The 22,656-nt window shown below is 70.2% G+C and carries 23 protein-coding genes and 5 tRNA genes; 7 read left to right on the forward strand and 21 right to left on the reverse strand.

Features of this window, described 5'->3' with window-relative positions; translation table 11 throughout:
• Positions 1-59: 59 nt before the first annotated feature.
• The 3 genes from ACIO3P_RS36345 to ACIO3P_RS36355 are packed head-to-tail and all read right to left on the reverse strand — an operon-like array spanning position 60 to position 3,053.
• Entirely contained in the window at positions 60-1,274 is a 1,215-nt protein-coding gene (locus ACIO3P_RS36345; RefSeq protein ID WP_329823059.1) for a D-alanine--D-alanine ligase family protein, read from the reverse strand.
• Positions 1,275-1,308: 34 nt separating this feature from the next.
• Positions 1,309-2,310 carry an NAD(P)H-dependent glycerol-3-phosphate dehydrogenase gene (locus tag ACIO3P_RS36350; protein WP_329823060.1) on the reverse strand — a complete coding sequence of 334 codons (1,002 nt, stop codon included), beginning with the start codon at positions 2,308-2,310 and terminating at the stop codon, positions 1,309-1,311.
• On the reverse strand, positions 2,307-3,053 hold the full coding sequence (locus tag ACIO3P_RS36355; protein ID WP_329823061.1) for a lysophospholipid acyltransferase family protein: 747 nt from the start codon (positions 3,051-3,053) through the stop codon (positions 2,307-2,309). Before ACIO3P_RS36355 ends, ACIO3P_RS36350 begins: the two co-directional genes overlap by 4 nt.
• Positions 3,054-3,257: 204 nt before the next feature.
• Here ACIO3P_RS36355 and cofC point away from each other — a divergent pair, with 204 nt between their 5' ends.
• Entirely contained in the window at positions 3,258-4,010 is a 753-nt protein-coding gene (gene cofC / locus ACIO3P_RS36360; protein ID WP_401797512.1) for a 2-phospho-L-lactate guanylyltransferase, read from the forward strand.
• Between the two features lie 31 nt (positions 4,011-4,041).
• Positions 4,042-4,251 (forward strand): hypothetical protein, encoded by a 210-nt coding sequence (locus ACIO3P_RS36365; RefSeq protein ID WP_401797447.1) that lies wholly within the window; start codon positions 4,042-4,044, stop codon positions 4,249-4,251.
• 211 nt (positions 4,252-4,462) lie between these two features.
• On the opposite strand, the gene ACIO3P_RS36370 is transcribed toward ACIO3P_RS36365, so the two are convergent.
• The 4 genes from ACIO3P_RS36370 to leuC form a co-directional block, all read right to left on the reverse strand.
• Positions 4,463-5,119: an HU family DNA-binding protein gene (locus ACIO3P_RS36370; RefSeq protein WP_329823064.1), complete on the reverse strand. Its 657-nt coding sequence runs from the start codon at positions 5,117-5,119 to the stop codon at positions 4,463-4,465.
• A 144-nt stretch (positions 5,120-5,263) separates the two neighbouring features.
• Complete coding sequence (locus ACIO3P_RS36375) at positions 5,264-5,491, reverse strand: hypothetical protein (RefSeq protein WP_329823065.1); 228 nt, start codon at positions 5,489-5,491, stop codon at positions 5,264-5,266.
• A gap of 104 nt (positions 5,492-5,595) precedes the next feature.
• A complete protein-coding gene (gene leuD / locus ACIO3P_RS36380; RefSeq protein ID WP_329823066.1) occupies positions 5,596-6,204 on the reverse strand; it encodes a 3-isopropylmalate dehydratase small subunit in 609 nt (202 codons plus the stop codon).
• Positions 6,205-6,206: 2 nt separating this feature from the next.
• Entirely contained in the window at positions 6,207-7,646 is a 1,440-nt protein-coding gene (gene leuC, locus ACIO3P_RS36385) for a 3-isopropylmalate dehydratase large subunit (protein ID WP_401855437.1), read from the reverse strand.
• A 209-nt stretch (positions 7,647-7,855) separates the two neighbouring features.
• Here leuC and ndgR point away from each other — a divergent pair, with 209 nt between their 5' ends.
• Entirely contained in the window at positions 7,856-8,572 is a 717-nt protein-coding gene (ndgR, locus tag ACIO3P_RS36390; RefSeq protein WP_329823068.1) for an IclR family transcriptional regulator NdgR, read from the forward strand.
• 107 nt (positions 8,573-8,679) lie between these two features.
• On the opposite strand, the gene ACIO3P_RS36395 is transcribed toward ndgR, so the two are convergent.
• On the reverse strand, positions 8,680-9,177 hold the full coding sequence (locus tag ACIO3P_RS36395) for a DUF4188 domain-containing protein (RefSeq protein ID WP_329823069.1): 498 nt from the start codon (positions 9,175-9,177) through the stop codon (positions 8,680-8,682).
• Between the two features lie 109 nt (positions 9,178-9,286).
• Between ACIO3P_RS36395 and ACIO3P_RS36400 the strand changes: the two genes are divergently transcribed.
• Positions 9,287-9,982, forward strand: a complete 696-nt coding sequence (locus ACIO3P_RS36400) for a MerR family transcriptional regulator (RefSeq protein WP_401797440.1) — start codon at positions 9,287-9,289, stop codon at positions 9,980-9,982.
• A 63-nt stretch (positions 9,983-10,045) separates the two neighbouring features.
• Here ACIO3P_RS36400 and ACIO3P_RS36405 read toward each other — a convergent pair.
• The 10 genes from ACIO3P_RS36405 to ACIO3P_RS36450 all read right to left on the reverse strand — a co-directional run bounded on the left by ACIO3P_RS36405 (position 10,046) and on the right by ACIO3P_RS36450 (position 14,307).
• A tRNA-Glu gene (locus ACIO3P_RS36405) sits at positions 10,046-10,121 on the reverse strand.
• Positions 10,122-10,137: 16 nt separating this feature from the next.
• A tRNA-Gln gene (locus ACIO3P_RS36410) sits at positions 10,138-10,209 on the reverse strand.
• 20 nt (positions 10,210-10,229) lie between these two features.
• Positions 10,230-10,302, reverse strand: a tRNA-Glu gene (locus tag ACIO3P_RS36415).
• 61 nt (positions 10,303-10,363) lie between these two features.
• Positions 10,364-10,436: transfer RNA gene (locus tag ACIO3P_RS36420), tRNA-Glu, on the reverse strand.
• 20 nt (positions 10,437-10,456) lie between these two features.
• Positions 10,457-10,528: transfer RNA gene (locus ACIO3P_RS36425), tRNA-Gln, on the reverse strand.
• Positions 10,529-10,616: 88 nt separating this feature from the next.
• Positions 10,617-11,336 carry an HAD family hydrolase gene (locus ACIO3P_RS36430; protein WP_401797437.1) on the reverse strand — a complete coding sequence of 240 codons (720 nt, stop codon included), beginning with the start codon at positions 11,334-11,336 and terminating at the stop codon, positions 10,617-10,619.
• Between the two features lie 258 nt (positions 11,337-11,594).
• Positions 11,595-12,407 carry an alpha/beta hydrolase gene (locus tag ACIO3P_RS36435; RefSeq protein WP_329823072.1) on the reverse strand — a complete coding sequence of 271 codons (813 nt, stop codon included), beginning with the start codon at positions 12,405-12,407 and terminating at the stop codon, positions 11,595-11,597.
• A 572-nt stretch (positions 12,408-12,979) separates the two neighbouring features.
• A complete protein-coding gene (locus ACIO3P_RS36440) occupies positions 12,980-13,177 on the reverse strand; it encodes a DUF397 domain-containing protein (RefSeq protein WP_329823073.1) in 198 nt (65 codons plus the stop codon).
• 65 nt (positions 13,178-13,242) lie between these two features.
• A complete protein-coding gene (locus ACIO3P_RS36445) occupies positions 13,243-13,443 on the reverse strand; it encodes a DUF397 domain-containing protein (RefSeq protein ID WP_329823074.1) in 201 nt (66 codons plus the stop codon).
• A gap of 12 nt (positions 13,444-13,455) precedes the next feature.
• Complete coding sequence (locus ACIO3P_RS36450) at positions 13,456-14,307, reverse strand: helix-turn-helix transcriptional regulator (protein ID WP_329823075.1); 852 nt, start codon at positions 14,305-14,307, stop codon at positions 13,456-13,458.
• Positions 14,308-14,442: 135 nt separating this feature from the next.
• On the opposite strand from ACIO3P_RS36450, the gene ACIO3P_RS36455 reads away from it, so the two are divergent.
• Entirely contained in the window at positions 14,443-14,757 is a 315-nt protein-coding gene (locus ACIO3P_RS36455) for a hypothetical protein (RefSeq protein WP_401855439.1), read from the forward strand.
• A gap of 86 nt (positions 14,758-14,843) precedes the next feature.
• On the opposite strand, the gene gltX is transcribed toward ACIO3P_RS36455, so the two are convergent.
• From gltX to ACIO3P_RS36470, 3 genes are all read right to left on the reverse strand, one after another.
• Entirely contained in the window at positions 14,844-16,316 is a 1,473-nt protein-coding gene (gene gltX, locus ACIO3P_RS36460; protein WP_329823077.1) for a glutamate--tRNA ligase, read from the reverse strand.
• Positions 16,309-17,094, reverse strand: a complete 786-nt coding sequence (locus tag ACIO3P_RS36465; RefSeq protein ID WP_329823078.1) for a fumarylacetoacetate hydrolase family protein — start codon at positions 17,092-17,094, stop codon at positions 16,309-16,311. Before ACIO3P_RS36465 ends, gltX begins: the two co-directional genes overlap by 8 nt.
• A 210-nt stretch (positions 17,095-17,304) precedes the next feature.
• Complete coding sequence (locus ACIO3P_RS36470) at positions 17,305-17,532, reverse strand: hypothetical protein (RefSeq protein ID WP_401791040.1); 228 nt, start codon at positions 17,530-17,532, stop codon at positions 17,305-17,307.
• 577 nt (positions 17,533-18,109) lie between these two features.
• On the opposite strand from ACIO3P_RS36470, the gene ACIO3P_RS36475 reads away from it, so the two are divergent.
• Complete coding sequence (locus tag ACIO3P_RS36475; RefSeq protein WP_401855440.1) at positions 18,110-22,204, forward strand: nitrate- and nitrite sensing domain-containing protein; 4,095 nt, start codon at positions 18,110-18,112, stop codon at positions 22,202-22,204.
• A gap of 9 nt (positions 22,205-22,213) precedes the next feature.
• Positions 22,214-22,627, forward strand: a complete 414-nt coding sequence (locus ACIO3P_RS36480; RefSeq protein WP_030351794.1) for a roadblock/LC7 domain-containing protein — start codon at positions 22,214-22,216, stop codon at positions 22,625-22,627.
• Positions 22,628-22,656: the final 29 nt, after the last annotated feature.

Below are 22,656 nucleotides of genomic sequence, written 5' to 3' on the forward strand. Positions count from 1 at the left end.
GTGCGGCGGGCGCACCGGGCCGTACGCGCGCCGTACGGTACGGACGTTCCCGGGCGCGCTCAGCGCAGGCCGGTCGGGCGGCGCAGCGCCGCCTGGATGAGCCGGTCGACCAGTGCCTCGTAGCTGACGCCGCTCTCCTGCCACATGCGCGGGTACATGGAGATGGGTGTGAAGCCCGGCATCGTGTTGATCTCGTTGATGACGAACTCGCCGTCCTCGGTGAGGAAGAAGTCCGCGCGGACCAGTCCCTCGCAGGAGGTGGCCTCGAACGCCGCGACCGCGAGCCGCTGTACCTCCGCGGTCTCCTCGGGCGTGAGGGGCGCGGGCACCAGACCGGCCGCCGAGTCGATGTACTTGGCCTCGAAGTCGTAGAAGTCGTGCTCCGTGACGGGCGGGATCTCGGCGGGCACGCTGGCGCGCGGACCGTCCTCGAACTCCAGCACGCCGCACTCGATCTCGCGCCCGCGCAGCAGCGACTCCACCAGGATCTTGGGGTCGTGGCGGCGGGCCTCGGCGATCGCCTCGTCGAGCCCCGAGGGGTCGTCGACCTTGGTGATGCCCATGGAGGAGCCGCCCCGGGCGGGCTTCACGAAGAGCGGCCAGCCGTGCTCGGCGGCGAAGTCGACGATCTTCGCACGGGCGGCGGCGCCGGGCGCCCCGCCGCCTTCGGGGGCCTGCTCCCACTCGCGGGGCCGGATCACCACGTACGGGCCGACGGGCAGCCCGAAGGAGATGAACACCCGCTTCATGTACTCCTTGTCCTGCCCGACGGCCGAGGCGAGGACGCCCGCGCCGACGTACGGGATCCCGGAGAGCTCCAGCAGCCCCTGGAGGGTGCCGTCCTCCCCGTACGGGCCGTGCAGCATCGGGAAGACCACGTCGACGTCGCCCAGCACCTTGGGCACGGCGCCCGGTTCGCTGTAGACGACCTCACGGCTGCCCGGGTCGACGGAGAGGACGACGGAGCCGTCCGTGGACTCGGCGATCTGCTCGACGCTCGGCAGGGAGCGCTCGGCGATACCCATCCGCTCCGGGTCGTCGGCGGTCAGCGCCCAGCGGCCGTCGGTGGTGATACCGATCGGGAGGACGTCGTACTTCGTACGGTCGATGGACCGCAGTACGGCGCCGGCCGTGACCACCGAGATGGCGTGCTCGGAGCTGCGGCCGCCGAAGACGACGGCCACGCGCGGCTTGCGGAGCGGCTGCTCGGGGCCGCTCTCCGGGCTGTGCCCAAGGCTGCGCTCGGGGCTTCGGGGGGAGTTCTCGCTGCTCATATCGCGACGAGCGTACCTGCTGGTACCGCCCGAGTCAGCGCCGCTCGGGCTTGGCGCTGCGCGACATCAGCTCCTTGAGCGCGACGAGCGGCGGCTTCCCGTTGTGCACGATGTCCACGACGGTTTCGGTGATGGGCATGTCGACATCGTGGCGGCGGGCCAGATCCAGCACGGACTCGCAGGACTTGACGCCCTCGGCGGTCTGCTTGGTGACCGCGATGGTCTCCTGGAGGGTCATGCCGCGGCCGAGGTTGGTGCCGAACGTGTGGTTCCGGGAGAGCGGCGAGGAACACGTGGCGATGAGATCGCCCATTCCGGCGAGTCCGGAGAAGGTGTGCGGGTCGGCGCCCATGGCAAGGCCGAGCCGGGTGGTCTCGGCGAGTCCGCGGGTCATCAGGGACGCCTTGGTGTTGTCGCCGAGGCCCATCCCGTCGGCGATGCCGACGGCGAGACCGATCACGTTCTTGACGGCGCCGCCGAGTTCGCAGCCGACCACGTCGGTGTTGGTGTACGGGCGGAAGTACGGGGTGTGGCAGGCGGCCTGGAGCCGCTGGGCGACCCCCTCGTCCTCGCAGGCGACGACGGCGGCGGCCGGCATCCGGCCCGCGATCTCCTTGGCGAGGTTGGGTCCGGTGACCACGGCGACGCGCTCGGCGGGGGCCTTGGCGACCTCCTCGATCACCTCGCTCATCCGCTTGGCGGTGCCGAGTTCGACGCCCTTCATCAGGGAGACGAGGACCGTGTCGGAGGGGAGTACGGGCGCCCACCGCGCGAGGTTGCCGCGCAGCGTCTGCGAGGGCACGGTGAGCACGGTGAACTCGGCGTCGCGCGCGGCCTCGGCCGGGTCGGTGGTGGCCCGTACGCCCGCGGGCAGTTCGAAGCCCGGCAGGTAGGCGGGGTTGGCGCGGGTGGTGTTGATGGCGTCGGCGATCTCGGGGCGCCGGCCCCAGATCGTCACGTCGCATCCCGCGTCGGCGAGGACCATGGCGAACGCCGTACCCCAAGAACCTGCTCCGAAGACGGCGACCCGCGTCACTTCGACCCCTCTTCCGCGGCTTTGCGCCGCTGTTCTTCCCTGGCCTTGCGGTAGTCGTACGAGACGGTGGGCACCGGCTCGCCGCGTACCTCGGACAGCAGTTCCGTGATGGCGGCCATGATGACCTCGGTGGCCTCGCGCAGCAATTCGGGAGCGATCTCCCGGTCGTAGAAGCGCGTGAGGTCGACGGGCGGGCCGACGAGGACGTGGTGGGTCTTGCGCGGGAAGAGGTCGGGTTTCGTGGCGTACGGCGCCAGCACCAGGTTGGCGCCCCACTGCGCGACGGGGATGACCGGGCACTTGGTCTGGAGGGCGACCCGGGCGACCCCGGTCTTGGCGGTCATGGGCCACATGTCGGGGTCGCGGGTGAGGGTGCCCTCGGGGTAGAACGCCACGCACTCGCCCCGCTCGACGGCGTCGATGGCGGCCCTGAAGGCGCTCAGGGCGTCGCTGGTCTCGCGGTAGACGGGGATCTGCCCGGTGCCGCGCATGACGGCGCCGATGAACCCCTTGGTGAAAAGGCCGTCCTTGGCGAGGAAGCGCGGAACGCGGCCGGTGTTGTACTGGAAGTGTGCGTAGGCGAACGGGTCGAGATGCGAATTGTGGTTCACCGCGGTGATGAATCCGCCGTCGGCCGGAATGTGCTCCGTACCCCGCCAGTCCCTCTTGAGGAGAAGGATCAGCGGCGGTTTTGCGATGACCGCCGCCAGGCGGTACCAGAAGCCGATTCTACGGCGGGACACTCGAACACCTTCCTCTTCTCGCCGGGCCTGTCCCCGGCTGCCGGGGGTCAAGTGTGGCCCCGGTCCCCTGCTCTGTCGAGAACACCGTACGCCCCGGTCCGGGGACCGGCCCTGTGGGTCGCGGCGGTGCCGGGCCACAATAGAGGGCCGATACACATGGGCTGTACACGGGCCACCGAACAGGGCGGGAGAACGGACGCGGAGATGGACGGAGAGTTCGCCACGCACACGGACCCGGCCGCCCCATGGTCCCTGGTCGTCCCGCTCAAACCGCTCCGGCTCGCGAAGAGCAGGCTCGCCGCCGCGACGGGCGACGCCCTGCGCCCGCGGCTCGCCCTCGCGTTCGCGCTGGACACCGTGGCCGCGGTCCTGGCCTGCCCCGTCGTCCGCGACGTGGCGGTGGTGACCGACGACCCGACCGCGGCGGCTGAGCTGTCCGCGCTGGGCGCGCGCATCGTCCCGGACGCCCCGGCGGACGGTCTCAACGCGGCGCTCGCGCACGGGGCGCGGGCCGTCAGGAACCTGCGGCCCCGGGCGGCGGTGGCCGTACTCAACGCGGATCTCCCGGCGCTCCGCCCGGCGGAACTCGCCCTGGTCCTGACCGCGGCGGAGCCATTTCCGCGCGCTTTTCTCGCGGACGCCGCGGGAATCGGTACGACTTTGCTGACGGCGGGGCCCGGGGTGGAATTGAATCCGGCTTTCGGCGGACCCTCCCGCAGAGGACATTTGTCGACAGGGGCGGTGGAAATACTTCTGGCCGGGGTGGATTCCGTACGGCGGGATGTCGATACGGGCGAGGATCTGCTGCGGGCGGCGGAGCTGGGCCTCGGCGCGCGTACGGCGCTTCGGTACGGGGCGACCACCGGGAAAGGCGAGCGAGGAGAACAAGGGGAGCGAGGAGAGCAGGACGGGCATCAGGCGTACGGGCCGCTTCCGGCGCCGGGGCCGGGCTGCTGAGCCGCGACGGCCCGGACGATACGCTGCGGCTATGCAGGCGACCTCGTACACATACGATTCCGAGACCCGTTGCGGGAGTGTGCTGCTGGACGACGGCACCCCGGTGGAGTTCGACGCGGCGGCCTTCGACGCCGGCGGGCTGCGACTGCTCCGACCGGGTCAGCGCGTACGGATCGAGACCGAGAGCCAGGGCAAGGGCGCGTCGCCCCGCATCACGCTGGTCACCCTCCAGACCCTCTGAGCTCCGGACCCCGCCGAGGCCGCCGCACCACCTCGTAGCGCCCTTGCAGCGCCCTTATAGCGGCCCGGAAGCCGCCCCGTGGCGCCCCGTGGCGCCCCGTACGCCGCCTGGAACGGTGGCACGTACGCGTACGGCTCTTCCGGAAACGCCGCGGGCCGGGCTCCCCGAGGGGAGCCCGGCCCGGCGCGTACGGCCCTGTACCGCTTCCTGCTTACTTCTTCCTGGCGACGGCCTTCTTCGCCGTCGTGGTGCGCGCGGTGGCCTTGCGCGCGGGGGCCTTCTTGGCCGTCGCCTTCTTGGCCGGCGCGGTCTTCTTGGCGGTGGCCTTCTTGGCCGTGCCCGTGGCCTTCTTGGCGGTCTTCTTCGCCGTGGCCGTGGTCTTCTTGGCGGTCTTCTTCGCCGCGCTGGTCTTCTTGGCGGTGGTGGTCTTGGCGGCCGTGGTCTTCTTGACCGCGGTCTTCTTCGCCGCCGTGGCCGCCTTCTTGGCGGTGGCCTTCTTGGCCGCGGCCTTCACGGTCGTACGGGTGGAAGATCCGCCCGAGAGGCTGCCCTTGGGGGCCTTCTTGACGGCCACGTCGTTCTTCGGGAGCTTCTTCGAGCCGCTCACGAGGTCCTTGAAGCCCTGGCCCGCGCGGAAGCGCGGCACCGAGGTCTTCTTGACCCGTACGCGCTCGCCCGTCTGCGGGTTACGGGCGTAACGCGCCGGACGGTCGACCTTCTCGAACGAACCGAAGCCGGTGACCGAGACCCGGTCACCGGCGACCACCGCGCGGACGATCGCGTCGAGTACCGCGTCGACCGCGTCCGCGGCCTGCTGACGGCCGCCGACCTTGTCCGCAATCGCTTCTACGAGCTGCGCCTTGTTCACGTCTTCCCCTTCGGAGACATTGCCAGAACGAAAGTGTTCAAGCTTTTTCGCACGTTAGGCAGATATATACCGCAAATCAAACACGAAACGGGCTAATCACCCTAGTGCCGCAACGAAGTCGGCCCGGCGGAGTTCCGCGGAGGGTCAGAGACCTTCCGGAAAACGACCCTCGTCCAGGTCCTTCATCAAGCGGTCCAGACGCCTTGCCGCGCCCGGGAGATCGTGTTTCGCCGCGGCCGTGATGACCAGCAGCTTCCGGGAGAGTGCCTGGCGCACGCCCTCCGGGACTTGCAGTGCACGCACCCTTGCGTGCGCATCTTTGAGTTGTTCGGCGACTAACCCGTAGAGCTTGAGTTGGTTGTCGCGTTCCATGCGCCGATTGTGCCATCTAGGGCGAGTTGTCGCCCGACAGGGGCTCAACAAGCAACTGCACCCCCTACCTGGAGGCAGGGGGTGCAGTAGGGGAAAAGCGCTGATCAGGCGGCAATCGTGCGCGGTTTGAAGGACGGCCTGGCGGCCTCGTACGCGGCGATGTCGGACTCGTTCTGAAGGGTGAGGCTGATGTCGTCGAGCCCGTTCAGCAAGCGCCAGCGGGCGTTCTCGTCAAGCTCGAAATCGGCCACAAGCGTTGCTCCGTCAGGGGCGGTCGCGCGGACCTGGCGCTGCTCCAGGTCGACCGTGACCTCCGCCGTGGGGTCGCTCTCGGTGATCGCCCAGAGGGCGTCCACGACGGACTGCTCCAGAACGACGGTCAGCAGACCGTTCTTGAGCGAGTTGCCGCGGAAGATGTCCGCGAACCGCGAGGAGATGACGGCCTTGAAACCGAAGTTCTGGAGGGCCCAGACGGCGTGTTCCCGGGACGATCCGGTGCCGAAGTCGGGTCCGGCGACCAGGACCGAGGCCCCGGCGTACTCGGGCTGGTTGAGGACGAAGGACGGGTCCTTGCGCCACGCCTCGAACAGCCCGTCCTCGAACCCGTCCCTGGTGACCTTCTTGAGCCAGTGGGCGGGGATGATCTGGTCGGTGTCGACGTTGCTGCGGCGCAGCGGCACGGCGGGACCGGTGTGGGTGGTGAAGGCTTCCATGGTTATCGCGCTCCAGCGGGCGTACGGTCGCCGGCACCGGCGTCGGACAGATCGGCGGGCGAGGCCAGATGGCCCAGTACGGCGGTGGCGGCGGCGACCTGGGGAGAGACGAGATGGGTACGGCCGCCCTTGCCCTGCCTGCCCTCGAAGTTGCGGTTGGACGTGGACGCGGAACGCTCGCCGGGCGCGAGTTGGTCGGGGTTCATGCCCAGGCACATCGAGCAGCCCGCGTGCCGCCATTCGGCTCCGGCGGCGGTGAACACCTTGTCCAGGCCCTCGGCGACGGCCTGGAGCGCGACGCGTACCGACCCGGGGACGACCAGCATCCGTACGCCGTCGGCGACTTTGCGGCCCTCCAGCAGGGTGGCGGCCGAGCGCAGGTCCTCGATACGGCCGTTGGTGCAGGAGCCTACGAAGACGGTGTCGACCTTGATGTCGCGCAGCGCCTGTCCGGCGGTCAACCCCATGTACTCCAGGGCCTTTTCGGCGGCGAGGCGCTCCGAAGCGTCCTCGTACGAAGCCGGGTCGGGGACGTGCGCGGAGAGCGGCAGGCCCTGGCCCGGGTTGGTGCCCCAGGTGACGAACGGGGCGAGTTCCTCGGCCTTGATGAAGACCTCGGCGTCGAAGACCGCGTCGTCGTCGGTGCGCAGCGTCTCCCAGTACGCGACGGCCGCGTCCCAGTCGGCGCCCTCGGGGGCGTGGTCGCGGCCCTTGAGGTAGTCGAAGGTGGTCGCGTCGGGGGCGATCATGCCCGCCCTGGCGCCGGCCTCGATCGACATGTTGCAGATGGTCATCCGGGACTCCATCGACAGGCTCTCGATGGCGGAACCCCGGTATTCGAGGATGTAGCCCTGGCCGCCGCCGGTGCCGATCTTCGCGATGATCGCGAGGATCAGGTCCTTGGCGGTGACGTCGTCGGGCAGTTCGCCCTCGACCGTGATCGCCATGGTCTTGGGGCGGGCCAGCGGCAGCGTCTGGGTCGCGAGGACGTGCTCGACCTGGCTGGTGCCGATGCCGAACGCGAGCGCGCCGAAGGCGCCGTGGGTGGAGGTGTGGCTGTCGCCGCAGACCACCGTGGTGCCGGGCTGGGTCAGACCGAGCTGGGGGCCCACGACGTGGACGACGCCCTGCTCGACATCGCCGAGCGGGTGCAGCCGTACGCCGAAGTCGGCGCAGTTCTTGCGCAGGGTCTCCAACTGGACGCGGGAGACGGGGTCCGCGATGGGCTTGTCGATGTCGAGGGTCGGGGTGTTGTGGTCCTCGGTCGCGATGGTGAGGTCGAGCCGCCGGACCTTCCGGCCGTTCTGGCGGAGGCCGTCGAACGCCTGGGGGCTGGTCACCTCGTGCAGCAGGTGCAGATCGATGAAGAGAAGGTCGGGCTCGCCCTCCGCGCGCCGGACGACATGGTCGTCCCAGACCTTCTCCGCGAGTGTCCTACCCATCGCTTTCCCTCCGGCCGGCCTCTCGTGGCCGGCTCTCCTAGAGATATGTGGGCCTACGCCCGTACCCCACGCACCGGACGTCGGCGGGGGACCCTTGGTCATGGGCCCGTCTCCCGCGGGCCCGATTCCGCGGGCCCGTACCTACAGGTTGGCAACTTCCCCGGAAAATTGAACTTGCGTTTCACAGAGTGAGACGCGAGTATCGTTTCATGGACAACTCTAGCGGCGTCGGCGTTCTCGACAAGGCGGCTCTGGTATTGAGCGCCCTGGAGTCCGGTCCGGCCACCCTCGCCGGGCTGGTCGCGGCGACCGGGCTCGCACGACCCACGGCACACCGGCTGGCCGTGGCACTGGAACACCACCGGCTGGTGGCGAGGGACATGCAGGGCCGGTTCATTCTCGGCCCGCGGCTGGCCGAGCTGGCCGCGGCGGCGGGCGAGGACCGCCTGCTGGCGACGGCGGGGCCGGTCCTCACGCATCTGCGCGACCTGACCGGCGAGAGCGCGCAGCTCTACCGCCGCCAGGGCGACATGCGGATATGCGTGGCGGCGGCGGAGCGGCTCTCGGGGCTGCGGGACACGGTCCCGGTCGGCTCGACCCTGACCATGAAGGCGGGCTCCTCGGCCCAGATCCTGATGGCCTGGGAGGAGCCGGAGCGGCTGCACCGCGGCCTTCAGGGGGCGCGCTTCACGGCGACGGCGCTCTCGGGCGTACGGCGCAGGGGCTGGGCCCAGTCGATCGGCGAGCGCGAGCCGGGCGTGGCCTCGGTCTCGGCGCCGGTACGGGGCCCGTCGAACCGGGTGGTCGCCGCCGTCTCGGTATCCGGACCGATCGAACGTCTGACGCGCCACCCGGGCCGGATGCACGCCCAGGCCGTGATCGACGCGGCGGGCCGGCTGAGCGAGGCCCTGCGCCGCGCGAGCTGACCTCGCCGGGCGTTCCCGAAACCCGGCAGCGTTCCCGAAAACCCAGCAGGCCGCTCCAGCGCCGCAGCGGCCCGCCCCGACCCTCCCGGCCCCCGCCCGGATCCGCCTTACGCGGCCGGGCTCGGCGCGGCCAGCCGGTCGGCCGCGCGCTCGCCGCGCCTGCCCACCGGGACCACCCCGGTCGCCGCCGCGAGGCCGAACTCCGGCATGTTGACGTAGACGGACTCGTACGAACCGGCCGGGACCAGATAGGTCTCGTGCCAGATCCCGACCCCGCCGCCGCCCGCGCGCGCCCTGCGGTTGAACTCCGCCCAGGCCGGCCGGTGCTCCTGATCCGGCGCCGCCGCGTACGCCAGCAGCTTCTCCTTGGACTCCCAGTACTGGACGAGGTAGACCAGTCGCGGCCCGCCCAGCAGGATCCGGGACCCTATCAGCCCGCTGGACGCATCCCCGGACAACTCCTTCAGCATCCGCGGCATGCCCTTGACCACGGGCCACCAGTCGCGCGGGGAGCGGAACTTGTTGATCCGCGCCCCGATCATGAAGACGACCACCTCCCGCTCCGCCGCCGCGGTCATCCGGCCTTCGATCACCTTCGTACCCATGACGCCCTCATCTCCCCTGCTCCCGCCCTCCCGGGCGGCTCCCCTGGATTGGATAGTGCCGCTATCCATGATTGGATAGTGGCACTATTCAAGGAAAGGTGCAACCGGGATGCGCATGGCGGAGCTGAGCGAACGCAGTGGGGTCCCCACCGCCACGATCAAGTACTACCTGCGCGAGGGGCTGCTCCGGCCGGGCCGCCGGATCAACGCCACGCAGGCCGCGTACGACGAGGAACACCTGCGCCGGCTGCGGCTGGTGCGGGCGTTGATCCAGGTGGGGCGGATGCCGGTGGCCACGGCGCGGGAGGTGCTGGTGGCGGTGGAGGACGAGTCGCTGGACCACCACAGCCGGATCGGCGCGGCGGTCTGGTCGCTCCCGGACACCTTCCCCGCCACGCCTTCCGGTACGGCCCCGGACACGACGGCCCCGGGCGCGGAGGCCCCCGTACCGGATGCCACGGTGGAGGCGGCCGAGCAGCAGGCGACGGAGTTGCTGGTACGGCTGGGCTGGGGCTTCGGCAGTGCGGCGCGGGGCGAATCCCCCGCGTTCCGGACGCTCGTCGGGGCGATCGCTGCGCTGGAGCGGAGCGGGTATCCGACCACGGTGGAGGATCTGCTCGCGTACGGGCGGTGCGCGGACCAACTCGGCGTCGTGGACATCGACATGATCGAGCGGTACGAGCCGGGCACGCGGCAGGTCGAGGCGGCGGTGGCCAAGACAGTGCTGTACGAACCGGTGTTGCTGAGCCTGCGGCGGCTCGCCCAGGCGGAGGAGTCCAACCGCCGTTTCGGCGAGGGCAGTTGATCGCACGGGGCAACGAAAAAGACCCTCCCCGAGGGGAGGGTCGATATCGCGATCTTTCCTGCGTGGTACCCCCGACCGGATTCGAACCGGCGCTACTGCCGTGAGAGGGCAGCGTGCTAGGCCGCTACACAACGGGGGCATGGCCCTGGGCCAAGCTGGGCTACCAGGACTCGAACCTAGAACAACGGAACCAGAAACCGTCGTGTTGCCAATTACACCATAGCCCATGGTGATTCTTGAGAATCAGTACCCCCGACCGGATTCGAACCGGCGCTACTGCCGTGAGAGGGCAGCGTGCTAGGCCGCTACACAACGGGGGCCCTAGCGATCCTGCATCAACGTATCCAGGTGCGACCCGAAGACGTCGGAGAGAAGGATCTGTACCCCCGACCGGATTCGAACCGGCGCTACTGCCGTGAGAGGGCAGCGTGCTAGGCCGCTACACAACGGGGGCGTTGCAGATTACAGTCTGCGCTGGGCTACCAGGACTCGAACCTAGACTAACGGAACCAGAAACCGTCGTGCTGCCAATTACACCATAGCCCACCAAAGCTGAACCCCCGTACGGGGGTCTTGTCTGGCGTGCGCTTCCCGGTCGTACCTTGCGGTTTTCCCGGGCGGCGCAGGAAGAACATTACCCGATCGCGGACAGCGCTCCAAAACGAGTATCCCCGCGCAGTACGGCGGGAAGCTGACCGAGATCGGTGATCCGCACCAGCTCGGGACGCCCGCCGAGCCCGCCCCGGTCCAGCCACACCCCGGCGAGCCCGGCGGCCGTGGCCCCGCCGGCGTCGATGTCCGGCTCGTTCCCGACGTACGCCACCTCGCCCGGCTCCAGCGCGAGCGCGTCGCAGGCGGCGTGGAAGGCGGCGGCGTCGGGCTTGGAGACCCCCAGCTCGGCGGCGCAGAGCACGGCCTCGAAGTGATCACGTACGCCCAGGACGCGCAGCTTGCGGTCCTGGTTGATGATCGAGGCATTCGACAGCACGGCCTGCCGGTAGTCGGCGGCGAGCAGATCGAGAGCGGCGAGGCTGTCGGGGAACAGGCTCCAGCCCGCCTCGTAGTGCGTGATGTACCGGTCGAACCACGCGTCGGCCTCGGCATCGCTCAGCGCCGCACCGACAAAGATCCGCACCCGGTCGCGCCGCTGCCCCAGGAAGTCGGTCTCCCCGGCGGCGAAGCGCAGCCACTGGGCATCGGTGATCTCCCGCCACCGCCCGAGAGCCTGATCGACGGTCTCGCCGGGGTCGGCCATCCCCTCGGCGGCGAGATGCCGCTGCATGCCGGCGCGGTCGGCGGTGGTGTAGTCGAAGAGGGTGTCGTCGATGTCCCAGAGGACGGCACGGATCGCCATACGGCGACGGTACCGCGCGGGGCCACGGTCCGGGCCGGGGTTCAGCGGGCCAGGTTGTCTTATGGCGGGCGGTCCGCCCCCTCCCTGATCCGGTGATCGCGGCTCCGGGGTGTACGTCAAGCGCCTGCCGACCGGCCGTGCGCCGGGCTTCATGCCCCGCTGGTCACCCGCCGTGGGTGGGGGCCCATGTTCCCTCCCTGTGCAGGTGGAGTGCACCGGACCGGGACTACGGGTGCCCAAGACCTGCCGAACACCGCCTCATCCTGCGCCGATCACGGGCTGGACCCATCCGAGGAACGCGCGTATTTCGGGAGCGACGGCGCGGGCGAGGTCCTCGGCGGTCCGAAGATCGTCGCCGATCGAAACCGTGGCCAGTTGGCCGTTGGGGAGGACCCTTGCGACCCCTTCGGCAAGAACGGTGGGGTGACGGGGGTCGGTGCCGGGAAAGACGAGGGTCGGCACGGTGATCGCGGCGAGTTCGTCGACGCTTCGGAAGGAGCGGTCGTGGCCGATGGCTGCGGCGGCCACGATGCTGTCGGGGTCCGACCGGGGTATGGCATCGCGCACCATGGCCCCGACGACGGGCGGGAGATCAGCGAGGATGGGCCCCCAACCGGCCTCGATACCCTCGGCCGCGACACGGGCGGCGAACTCGTCAAGGAAGCGGATCTCGGCCGCCTTAGCCTCGTCGTCCTCAATGTCCTCGACCCCGATGAGCACAGCGGCCCGCACCCGTTCCGGATGTGCGGCCGCCGCCCGAAGCGTGATCGTGGAGCCCAGGCCCGCCCCGGCGAAAACGGCATCGGGGAGGCCCAGGTGGTCCAAGAGCCGCATCACATCCTCGACGTACTGGGCCCAGGTGAAGCGAGCCGGCTCCCGGCAGACCGCGCTGCCGTAGCCCCGCAGGTCGGGGAGGATGACCATGAAGTCGTCCACGAACCGTTCGGCCAGGGGGAGCATGCTCCTGCGGTCGGGGCCGCCCGCGTGCAGAAGGACAAGGGCCCGCCCTTCCCCGACGACGGTGGCATGCAGGGCGCAGTCATCGGTCGCCTGGTAACTGATCTCTGTCATGCGTCGAAGCTAGAGCGCGCATACGGCGCCCGGTACACGCCGACCCGCCAACCGATATCGCGATCCCGCCACCACCGAGGGGCCTCGCATACCCACAGCCCCACTTGGTGTGCTCCACGGACGCAGAAACGGAGCACCGGGTTGCCAACCCATCAACCAGGCACGGCAATTCGCCACAAATCACCCACCTTATGGCCGGGGAGACACCCGATCGACCCCCTCGACCTCCGCCGCCCCCACCCACGGCGGGTGACCAGCGGGGCATGAAGCCCAACACACGACCGGTCGACGGACGCTTGACGAAACGCGCCACCACCCCACTCCACGACCGCGTGCCCCGCAGGGCGAACCGGCCCGGCAGCCTGGGGCCGGCCCCCGCGACATCGGTGTTTCCCAGGGGACCCCCCCCACTGCCCTTCCAGCGGCGCAGGGGTGTGAGTCAAGGGTGGAGCGCAGCGACATCGGCGAAGCCGACGCGACAAAGGAGCGCCCTTGACGCACACCCCGAAGCCGCGATCATCAAACCAGGGAGGGGGCGGGCTGCGGCGCCCATGGGACCCGGGCCAGCCCGGTCACCGCTCGGTTTGAACCCGCAGACCACCCTTGATGGCCGTCAGCAGGGCGCCGAACGGGGCGCGGGTCGTCGCCAGGATCCCTCCGGGGTCGTCGCTCTCCTGGAGGCGAAGAGTGCCATCGGAAGCGGCGGCGACGTTGACGCAGTTACCACCCTCTGGACTGTAGGAGGACTTCTGCCAGGCGTATGAGGACACGATTTGCTCCGCTTCTCCGTGATCAGCGGATGGGAAGCACCAGGGCCAGTACCGCTCTCCAGCGTTCACGGGCGGGGCAGGTCGCGCAACCGGTCGGCCTTGATCGCTATCAGGAGTGAGCCCAGTTGCCCCGGTGCGAGAAACAGGAGCACGTCGGGATCGTCGCTCTCCCGAAGGCGGAGGGTTCCATCAGGGGCAGCAGCGACATTGACACAGTTGCCCCCCTCAGAGCTGTAGGAGGACTTCTGCCATTCGTAACGGGGCACGGTCAATCTTCCTCAGATGCTCTTGGCGACACGCCGGATGAGGTCACGGGACTTCCCAGGGGGAAGGGCGCAGCCCTCCATACGGTCCAGGACCGTGCGGTACCGAGCGAGTTGCGCCTCTCCGTCCAGGAAGTCACAGCCATGATCGGTGTCCAACGCGACGGTGTCGAGTTGTGGCACAGAGCCGGTCGCGTAGGTGACGGGCTGACCAGCGGCCGGGAAGTCGTTGCCCCCGAAAGGGATGACCAAGACCTTCACGTTGTCGAGCTCACCCATCTCGATCAGATGGTGCAGTTGCTCACGCGTGACCTCAGGGCCGGCGAACCCTAGCCGGAGTGCGGCTTCATGGATGATCGCGGTGTACGGCATCGCGGACTCCCTGTACAGAACTCCTTGCCGCTTCATCCGGAACGACGTTCGATGCTCTAGCTCGTGGGCACGCAGGGACGGAACGCTCTGCTTGAAGGAAACGCGCGCATGGGCGGCCGTCTGCAGCAGACCAGGCACATTCATGACGACAGCTACCCGCATCGAGACGGCGTCGTGCTCGAACTCCGCGAATTCCACAAGGGCAGCAGGCAACAGCTCACGGTACTCGTCCCACCACCCCCGCTCGCGGCCTCCGGTCATGCCCGCCAGCGCCTCCACCAGATCGGCGTCGTCGCAGGCGTAGGTATGCGCTATCGCACGCACCCGGTCGGCGCCGACCGCGTATCGACCCGCTTCCATCATGCTCATCCGGGCCTGCTGGACGCCGACTTGAGCCGCGGCGGCGGTTGACTTGAGTCCGGCCCGCTCGCGCAGCTTGCGCAGTTCGGCGCCCAGCCTTCGCTGCCGCAGCGTCGGCGGCGTGTCTCTTGCCACTGGTCACCCTCCCCATACGAGCTGTCACCCACACAGGTGAAGTCTAAAAACTATCGCGAAATCGAGGATAACTTTATCCCCCAGGGGTTACATTCCTACCACGTACCAACTGCTGCGACGGATAGGAGACTTCACATGAACACCGTATCCCCGCCCCTCCCCCGCCCCGAGCGCCCAGAAGGGTTCGACCAGGAGATCCGCGCGCTCGTCGACGACACCGCGCCCCGTCTCTTCGCCGTCGTCGAGGAGTACACCTGCGAGGACGGCGAGCTGGACGCCCGGGTCGCCGGCTGGGGCCTCGCCCACGCGGACGGCGGGGGTACGCAGGTCGCCGCCGTTGACGGGGCCGCCTGGTTGTCCCTGGCCTCGCCCGAGCGGGCCGCCGCGTGGGTCTCGCGGCGGCCGGGGAGCTTCGGCAGCGTCGTATGGGCGGGTGCGCCGAAGCCGTGACGGTATGCGGGAGGGCCCGGTGGGCCGCCCCGACCTGCGGGCGGGCCACCGGGCCCTCGTGTGCGGTACGCGTACCGCGTGCCGCCTTACGCCGTCAGCTTCGCCAGTGCCGCGTCGATGCGGGCCAGGGTGCGCTCGCGGCCCAGGAGTTCCAGGGACTCGAAGAGCGGGAGGCCGACCGTGCGGCCCGTGGTGGCGACGCGGACCGGGGCCTGGGCCTTGCCGAGCTTCAGGCCGTGTTCCTCGCCGGCGGCGAGGACCGCGTTCTTCAGGGACTCCGCGTTCCAGTCGGACTCCGCGATCTTCGCGCGGGCCGTGGTGAGCAGCGCGTCCGCGCCCGGCTTCATCGCCTTCGTCCAGGACGCCTCGTCCTCGACCGGCTGGTCCAGGAAGAGGAAGTCGACGTTGGCGGTGATGTCCGAGAGGACCGTGACCCGGGTCTGGGCCAGCGGGGCCAGCGCCTCGAAGGCCGCGGCGTCGAAGGACTCCGGCGCCCAGGGGGCGTACGGGGCCTTCAGCCACGGGGCGCAGGCGTCCGCGAACGCCTTCACGTCGAGCTGCCGGATGTGGTCGGCGTTGATCGCCTCGGCCTTCTTCAGGTCGAAGCGGGCCGGGTTGGCGTTGACGTCCGCGATGTCGAACGCGGCGACCATCTCGTCCATGGAGAAGAGGTCGCGGTCCGCGGAGAGCGACCAGCCCAGCAGCGAGAGGTAGTTGAGCAGCCCCTCCGGGAGGAAGCCGCGCTCGCGGTAGAGGTTGAGGGACGCCTGGGGGTCGCGCTTGGAGAGCTTCTTGTTGCCCTCCCCCATGACGTACGGAAGGTGACCGAAGCTCGGGACGCCCTTGGCGATGCCCAGTTCCGTGAGCGCCTTGTAGAGCGCGACCTGGCGCGGCGTGGAGGAGAGCAGGTCCTCGCCGCGCAGGACGTGGGTGATCTCCATCAGCGCGTCGTCGATCGGGTTGACGAGCGTGTAGAGCGGGGCGCCGTTGGCGCGGACGATGCCGTAGTCCGGGACGTTCTCCGGGGTGAAGGTCAGCTCGCCGCGGACCAGGTCCGTGAAGGTGATCGGCTCGTCGGGCATCCGGAAGCGGACGATGGCGCTGCGGCCCTCCGCCTCGTACGCCGCCTTCTGCTCGGCGGTCAGGTCGCGGCAGTGGCCGTCGTACCCCGACGGCCTGCCCGCCGCGCGCGCCGCCTCCCGGCGGGCGTCCAGCTCCTCGGTCGTGCAGTAGCAGTGGTACGCGTGGCCGGCCGCGAGGAGCTTGTCCGCGGTGTCGCGGTAGATGTCCATCCGCTGCGACTGGCGGTACGGCGCGTGCGGGCCGCCCACCTCGGGGCCCTCGTCCCAGTCGAGCCCGAGCCAGCGCAGCGAGTCGAGGAGCTGCACGTACGACTCCTCGGAGTCGCGCGCCGCGTCGGTGTCCTCGATGCGCAGGACCAGGGTGCCGCCGGTGTGGCGGGCGAACGCCCAGTTGAACAGGGCGGTACGGACCAGGCCCACGTGGGGGTTGCCGGTCGGGGAGGGACAGAAACGTACACGGACGGGTGCGCTAGCCACGCTTGATCACCTTGTTGGTGAGAGTGCCGATGCCTTCGATGGTGACGGCGACCTCGTCGCCGACGCTGAGGGGGCCGACCCCCGCGGGGGTGCCCGTGAGGACGACGTCACCGGGGAGGAGCGTCATGGCCTCGCTGATGTTGACGATCAGGTCCTCGACGGAGTTGATCATGTCGCTCGTACGGCCGAGCTGCCGCTGTTCCCCGTTGACGGTGCACTGGATGGTGACGTCGGAGGGGTCGAGTTCGGTCTCCACCCAGGGGCCGAGCGGGCACGAGGTGTCGAAGCCCTTCGCGCGCGCCCACTGCTTCTCGCTCTTCTGGATGTCGCGCGCGCTGACGTCGTTGGCGCAGGTGTAGCCGAAGATGACGTCCTTGACGCGTTCGCGCGGCACCTCGCGGCACATCCGCCCGATGACGACGGCCAGTTCGGCCTCGTAGTGCACCTCGTTCGAGAACGACGGGTACTCGATCGCGTCGCCCGAGCCGATCACGGAGGTGGTGGGCTTGAAGAAGGCGAACGGCGCGTCGGGGACGGCGTTGCCGAGCTCCGCCGCGTGCTCCGCGTAGTTACGGCCGAACGCCACCACCTTGTTGGGCAGGACGGGCGGGAGCAGCCGGACCTTGCTCAGCGGGACCTTGGTGCCGGAGAGCTCGAAGTCGGTGTACGGAATGCCCTTGATGATGTCGAGGACGAGGCCGGCGGTGTCGCCGCTGCCGTCGCCCTCGACCGCGCCGAAGGCGACATTGCCGTCGATGGAGAATCTGGCGATGCGCACGGAAGCTGTTCGCCCTTCACTTGCTGGCCGGCCCGGAGTCTGACGCCCCAGGTCCGGAGACTGACGCTCCAGGCTAACGCGGCGGGGGCGGCCACCCGCGCGAAGGGAACGGCGTATGAACGACGGGCGCCCGCGGCGCGTACTACCGGACGTGGGCGGAACGCGGCGTACGGATACGGAGCGGGCGGGGCGGTCCCCCGTGCCCGGCCGCTACGAGGCGGCGGGCGCGGTCTCGGCGGTGTCCGCGGGGGCGGACGGGCCGGACGGGGCGACCATCAGGGTCGTACGGCGCGGGTTGGCCGTACGGTTCGGCAGGGCGACGGGGTGCTCCGGCTGCGCGGCGGGGGCCAGTTCCTCGGCGTCCTTCAGATGCGCCAGCGTGGTGCGCCGGGGGTTGGCGGTGTTGCGGAACATCATCGTGGTCTTCTGCGGAGTCATCTGTGGTGTCAGACCTTGTCGGGCTACGGGCGCGGATGCGCCGGTTGTCGGATGGGCCATCCCTGTAAAGCGTCAGGCTAAACATCCAATTCCCCACCGGAGCGGCGATCGATCGTCGATCACTGTGTGAGTTTGCTCACGACCTGCCCGGCATTTCCCTCATTCCGGGCGCCAGTTGATGACCAAGGAAACGGACATTGCGTTACTGAACGTGGCATTCCGCTGCTGATCATCCGGACTGGGACACCCCCCACCCGTACATGGCTCGTACGTGAAAGTCCGTTTCCTCCGCCCACACTTTCTACGGCTGGTGACCCGGCGATCACTCCGTGTCATTCACGTCACAGCCCTGCCCACCGCCCTTGTTGGAGATCCTGCACTGTGCTGGAATTCCCCCCACCGCCGCGGGTTTGGATGTGCCGGCGCGCAGGGGCGCAACGCAGCGCCGAGTGGCGGTGGGGAAGGGGAGCAGCGCCGGTCACTCACGACCACCATGGGGAGCGTTTCCGCGCCCCACGACGCCGACACCGTTCCGCCGTTCAGCGGGGGGACGCCTGGTCCAGAGGTTGCGACGCTAGTGCAGGGACGTTACAAGAGGGATGGCAGCGCTGCGGCGGAGCAGGAGCACCGCGGCGGATCCGACCGCGGCTCCTCGCCCCAGCACACCCAGAACCCGGGCCCGGCTCCGTCGGGCGACCAGAGCGGCGGCCGGGGCGGACGCCCCGGTCCGGGACAGAGCGGCTCCGGCGCGCCGTCCACGCCGCCGCCTCCGCAGACGGCGCCGAACGCGAAGTCACCGACCGACCCCGGGTCGCGAATAGCCCTGCGCAACTGGCGCATCAGCACCCGCCTCGTGGCGCTGCTGACCCTGCCGGTGGTCGCCGCCACCACGCTGGGCGGACTGCGGATCAACGAGTCGCTGAACGACATTCAGCAGCTCGAACACATGCAGTTGCTCACCAAGATGACCAAAGAGGCGACCACGCTCGCCCAGGCGCTCCAGGCGGAGCGCGACGAGTCGGCGGGGCCGCTGACCAACGGGGCGAGCGCCAAGGACTTCAAGGTCCAGGACCGCCGTACGAAGACCGACCGGGCCTCGAAGACCTTCCTCGACGCCACGCTGGACATCGGCAGCACCGACGGCGACCAGGCGCTGGAGAGCATCCGCTCGAACGTCAGGCAGATCTCCACCCAGGTCAACCAGATCAGCACCATCCGTAAGGGCGCGTACGTCGGCGCGGGTTCGGACTCGCTGACGGTCGACGCGTACGACGGACTGATCACCTCGCTGCTGAGCCTCTCGCAGGACATGGCGCAGGCGACGAACAACCCGGACATGATCAAGCGGACCCGCGCGCTGGCCGCGTTCTCGTCCGCCAAGGAGTACGCGTCGATCCAGCGGGCGGTCATCGCCGCCGCGCTGCCCGCCGACCCGTCGACCAAGGGCAATCTCACCGAGAACGACCGGCTGTACGGTCAGGCCGCGGCGTCGAAGGAGAAGAACGCCCTCACCTCCTTCAGCTTCCTGTACGAGTCGATGGGCGGCGACGCCGCGGAGCTGATGGCCCCGCTCAACGGGCAGGGCAACCCCGAGATCCAGTCGTCCGAGAAGTACGCGGACCGGGTGCTCAGCACGGCCGACGGCCTGGCGAGCCAGCCCAACCGCTCGTATCTGGACTGGACCGACCAGGCGTCCACCCGGATCAACGCGATGAAGACCATCGAGGCCACGCTGCTCGGTGAGATGGAGGCCAAGGCCCGCGACCTGCGCGACGAGTCGCAGCGTGACGCGATCTTCAACGCCGCGCTGATCCTCGTCGTCCTCGGTGTCTCGCTCGTCGGCGCCTTCGTGGTCGCCCGCTCCATGATCCGCTCGCTGCGCCGTCTCCAGGACACGGCCACCCGGGTCGCCCAGGACCGGCTGCCCGAGCTGGTCAAGCAGCTCTCCGACTCCGACCCGCAGGACGTCGACACCTCCGTCGAGTCGGTCGGTGTCCACTCCAAGGACGAGATCGGAAAGGTCGCCGCGGCCTTCGACGACGTGCACCGCGAGGCCGTCCGGCTCGCCGCCGAGCAGGCCCTGCTGCGGGGCAACGTCAACGCGATGTTCACCAACCTCTCGCGCCGCAGCCAGGGCCTCATCCAGCGTCAGCTCTCGCTCATCTCCGAACTGGAGTCCCGCGAGGCCGACCCGGACCAGCTCTCCTCGCTGTTCAAGCTGGACCACCTCGCGACCCGTATGCGCCGTAACGGCGAGAACCTCCTCGTCCTCGCGGGCGAGGAGCCCGGCCGCCGCTGGACCCGCCCCGTACCGCTGGTCGACGTGCTCCGTGCCGCCGCCTCCGAGGTGGAGCAGTACGAGCGCATCGAGCTGTCCTCCGTACCCACGAGCGAGGTCGCCGGACGCGTCGTCAACGACCTCGTGCACCTCCTCGCCGAGCTGCTGGAGAACGCAACGTCGTTCTCCTCGCCGCAGACGAAGGTCCGCGTCACCGGTCACGCGCTGCCCGACGGCCGGGTGCTCGTGGAGATCCACGACACCGGTATCGGCCTCTCCCCCGAGGACCTCGCTGCGATCAACGAGCGGCTGGCCTCGCCGCCCACCGTGGACGTCTCGGTCTCGCGCCGCATGGGTCTGTTCGTGGTCGGCCGGCTGTCGCTGCGCCACGGCATCAGGATCCAGCTCCGCCCCTCCGACTCCGGTGGTACGACCGCGCTGGTCATGCTGCCCGTCGATGTCGCCCACGGCGGCAAGAAGGGCCCCATCGGCGGCAGGCCCGGCGCCCCCGGCCAGGGTCCGCTGGGCCAGGCGCCCGCGGGCGGCGGCCAGCTCCCCGGCGGCCCGGGTGGCTCCGGCGGCTCCGGCGGCTCCGGTGGCGGACGTCCCGGGCTCGGTTCGGGCCCCGGCGGCGCGCCCGCCCCCGGCGGTCTGCTCGGCGCGGGTGCGCCGCGCGGCCAGGTCGGCGCCGGTGCGGGACCGCGTGCCGCGCTGCCGTCCCGCGACGGGAAGCAGGGCGGTGCCCAGGACTCGCAGCGCCAGGGCCAGGGTGGCCAGGGCCAGAGCTCGGGACAGCCCAACATCTTCGCCCAGAACGCCTTCGGCCCCTCGTCGCAGGGTCCCTCGCAGGGCGCGGGACAGGGCGGCCCCGGCCAGGGCCAGCAGCGTACGGACCGGCCCGGCGGCGCCTTCGGCCAGAGCGGCCCCGGCAACCAGGGCGGCCAGGGCAACCAGGGTGGTCCGGGCAGCCAGAGCGGCCAGGGCAACCAGGGCGGCCAGGGCCAGAACGGCTTCAGCGGGCGGGCCCAGAACGCCTTCCAGCAGGGCGGCGCCCCCGACCGCGGCCGGCAGCTCCCGCCGCCCGGCGGACCGCGCGCCGAACTGCCCGGCGGCAACCCGCAGCCGCGCCCGCAGAGCGGCCCGCCGGTCCCCAGTTGGGGCAGCGACCAGCAGTCGGGCCGTCCCTCGCTGGACGCGCCGCGCGGCCACGAGGAGCACGACTCCAGCGGCCAGTTCGCCCGTCCGACGGGTGAGCGGCAGGGGCCCGGCTCCACCTCCGAGTTCCCGCGTCCGGACTTCGACGGGCCCCGGCCCGACCAGAACGCCCCGCTCGGCGGCGGCCAGGACCCGGCGGCCACGGCCCAGTTCCCCCGTCCGGACTTCAACTCCCCGGCCGGCTACTCCCCGGAGTACGGCGCGCAGGGCGGCCAGAGCGACGGTTCGGGCTTCCGCCCGTCGTCGGACTTCGGCTCCGCCCAGCAGGACTTCAACGCCCCGCGCCCGCCCGCCCCGGCCCCGGCTCCCGGCTCCGAGGGCGGCTACCGCCAGCCGAGCCTGCCGCCGCAGCCGCAGCCGGAGGCACTGCCCCCGGCCTCCGGCCCCGGTGACGGCCGTACGCCGCTGTACGACACCCTGGAGACCAACTGGTTCCACGCCACCCAGGGCGGCGGACAGCAGGGCGGCGCGGCCGACGAGGGCCTGCCGGCCTCCACCCCGGACGCGGAGCGCCAGGAGAACCTGTCCCCGCAGCAGCAGCCGCCGGCGCCGCCGATGCCGCGCCGCGAGCCCACCAACGGCTCCGGTGCGAACAGCCTCGGGACGAACGGCTCCGGCGCGAACGACACGGGCGCCAACGGCTACGACACCAACGGCTCCGGCTTCGACACCAACGGCTTCGACACGAACGGCTCCGGCTTCAGCAGGCCGGGCGCCAACGGATCGGACGCGCAGGGTTCTGGCCAGAGCCGGCGGCCGGGGCTCGGGCAGCTCCATCAGCAGACCCAGGGCTCCGGAACGAACGGCGCCGGCTTCAACTTCGGCGGCAACGGTTCGGACACGCACGGTTCGGCCGCCAACGGCGTGGCCGCCACCTCCTCCTGGCGCACGTCTCCCAACGACGAGCTGGTACGCCAGGCCGAGCGGGTCAAAAAGCCCCAGGCCGGCGGCATCACCACCTCCGGTCTGCCCCGCAGGGTGCCGCGCGCCAATCTGGTGCCCGGTACCGCGCAGGAACAGAACACCCAGGCCGGTCCGCAGGTCTCCCGTGCGCCCGCTGACGTGCGCGGCCGGCTGACCAATCTCCGTCGGGGTATCCAGCAAGGTCGTCAGGCGGGCAACACCGGCCCGGCGAGCAACGGATTCAACCTCGGCACCTCTCACCAGCAGGAGCGTTAGTTGAGTCCGATGAGTCAGGCTGCGCAGAATCTGAACTGGTTGATCACCAATTTCGTGGACAACACCCCTGGGGTGTCCCACACCGTGGTGGTCTCCGCAGACGGACTTCTGCTGGCCATGTCCGAGGGCTTCCCCCGCGACCGCGCCGATCAGCTCGCGGCCGTGGCATCCGGTCTGACCTCGCTGACCGCGGGGGCGTCCCGGATCTTCGAAGGCGGCCCGGTCAACCAGACCGTGGTGGAGATGGAGCGCGGCTTCCTCTTCCTCATGTCCGTCTCCGACGGTTCCTCCCTGGCCGTGCTCGCCCACCCCGAGTGCGACATCGGTCTGGTGGGGTACGAAATGGCCCTCCTGGTCGATCGCGCCGGTACGGTCCTCACGCCGGACCTGCGCGCCGAGCTCCAGGGAAGTCTGCTGCACTGAGGCTTCCAGGAACTCCCCAGCTCCATACC

Source organism: Streptomyces sp. NPDC087310 (assembly GCF_044744405.1).
Lineage (GTDB): Bacteria > Actinomycetota > Actinomycetes > Streptomycetales > Streptomycetaceae > Streptomyces.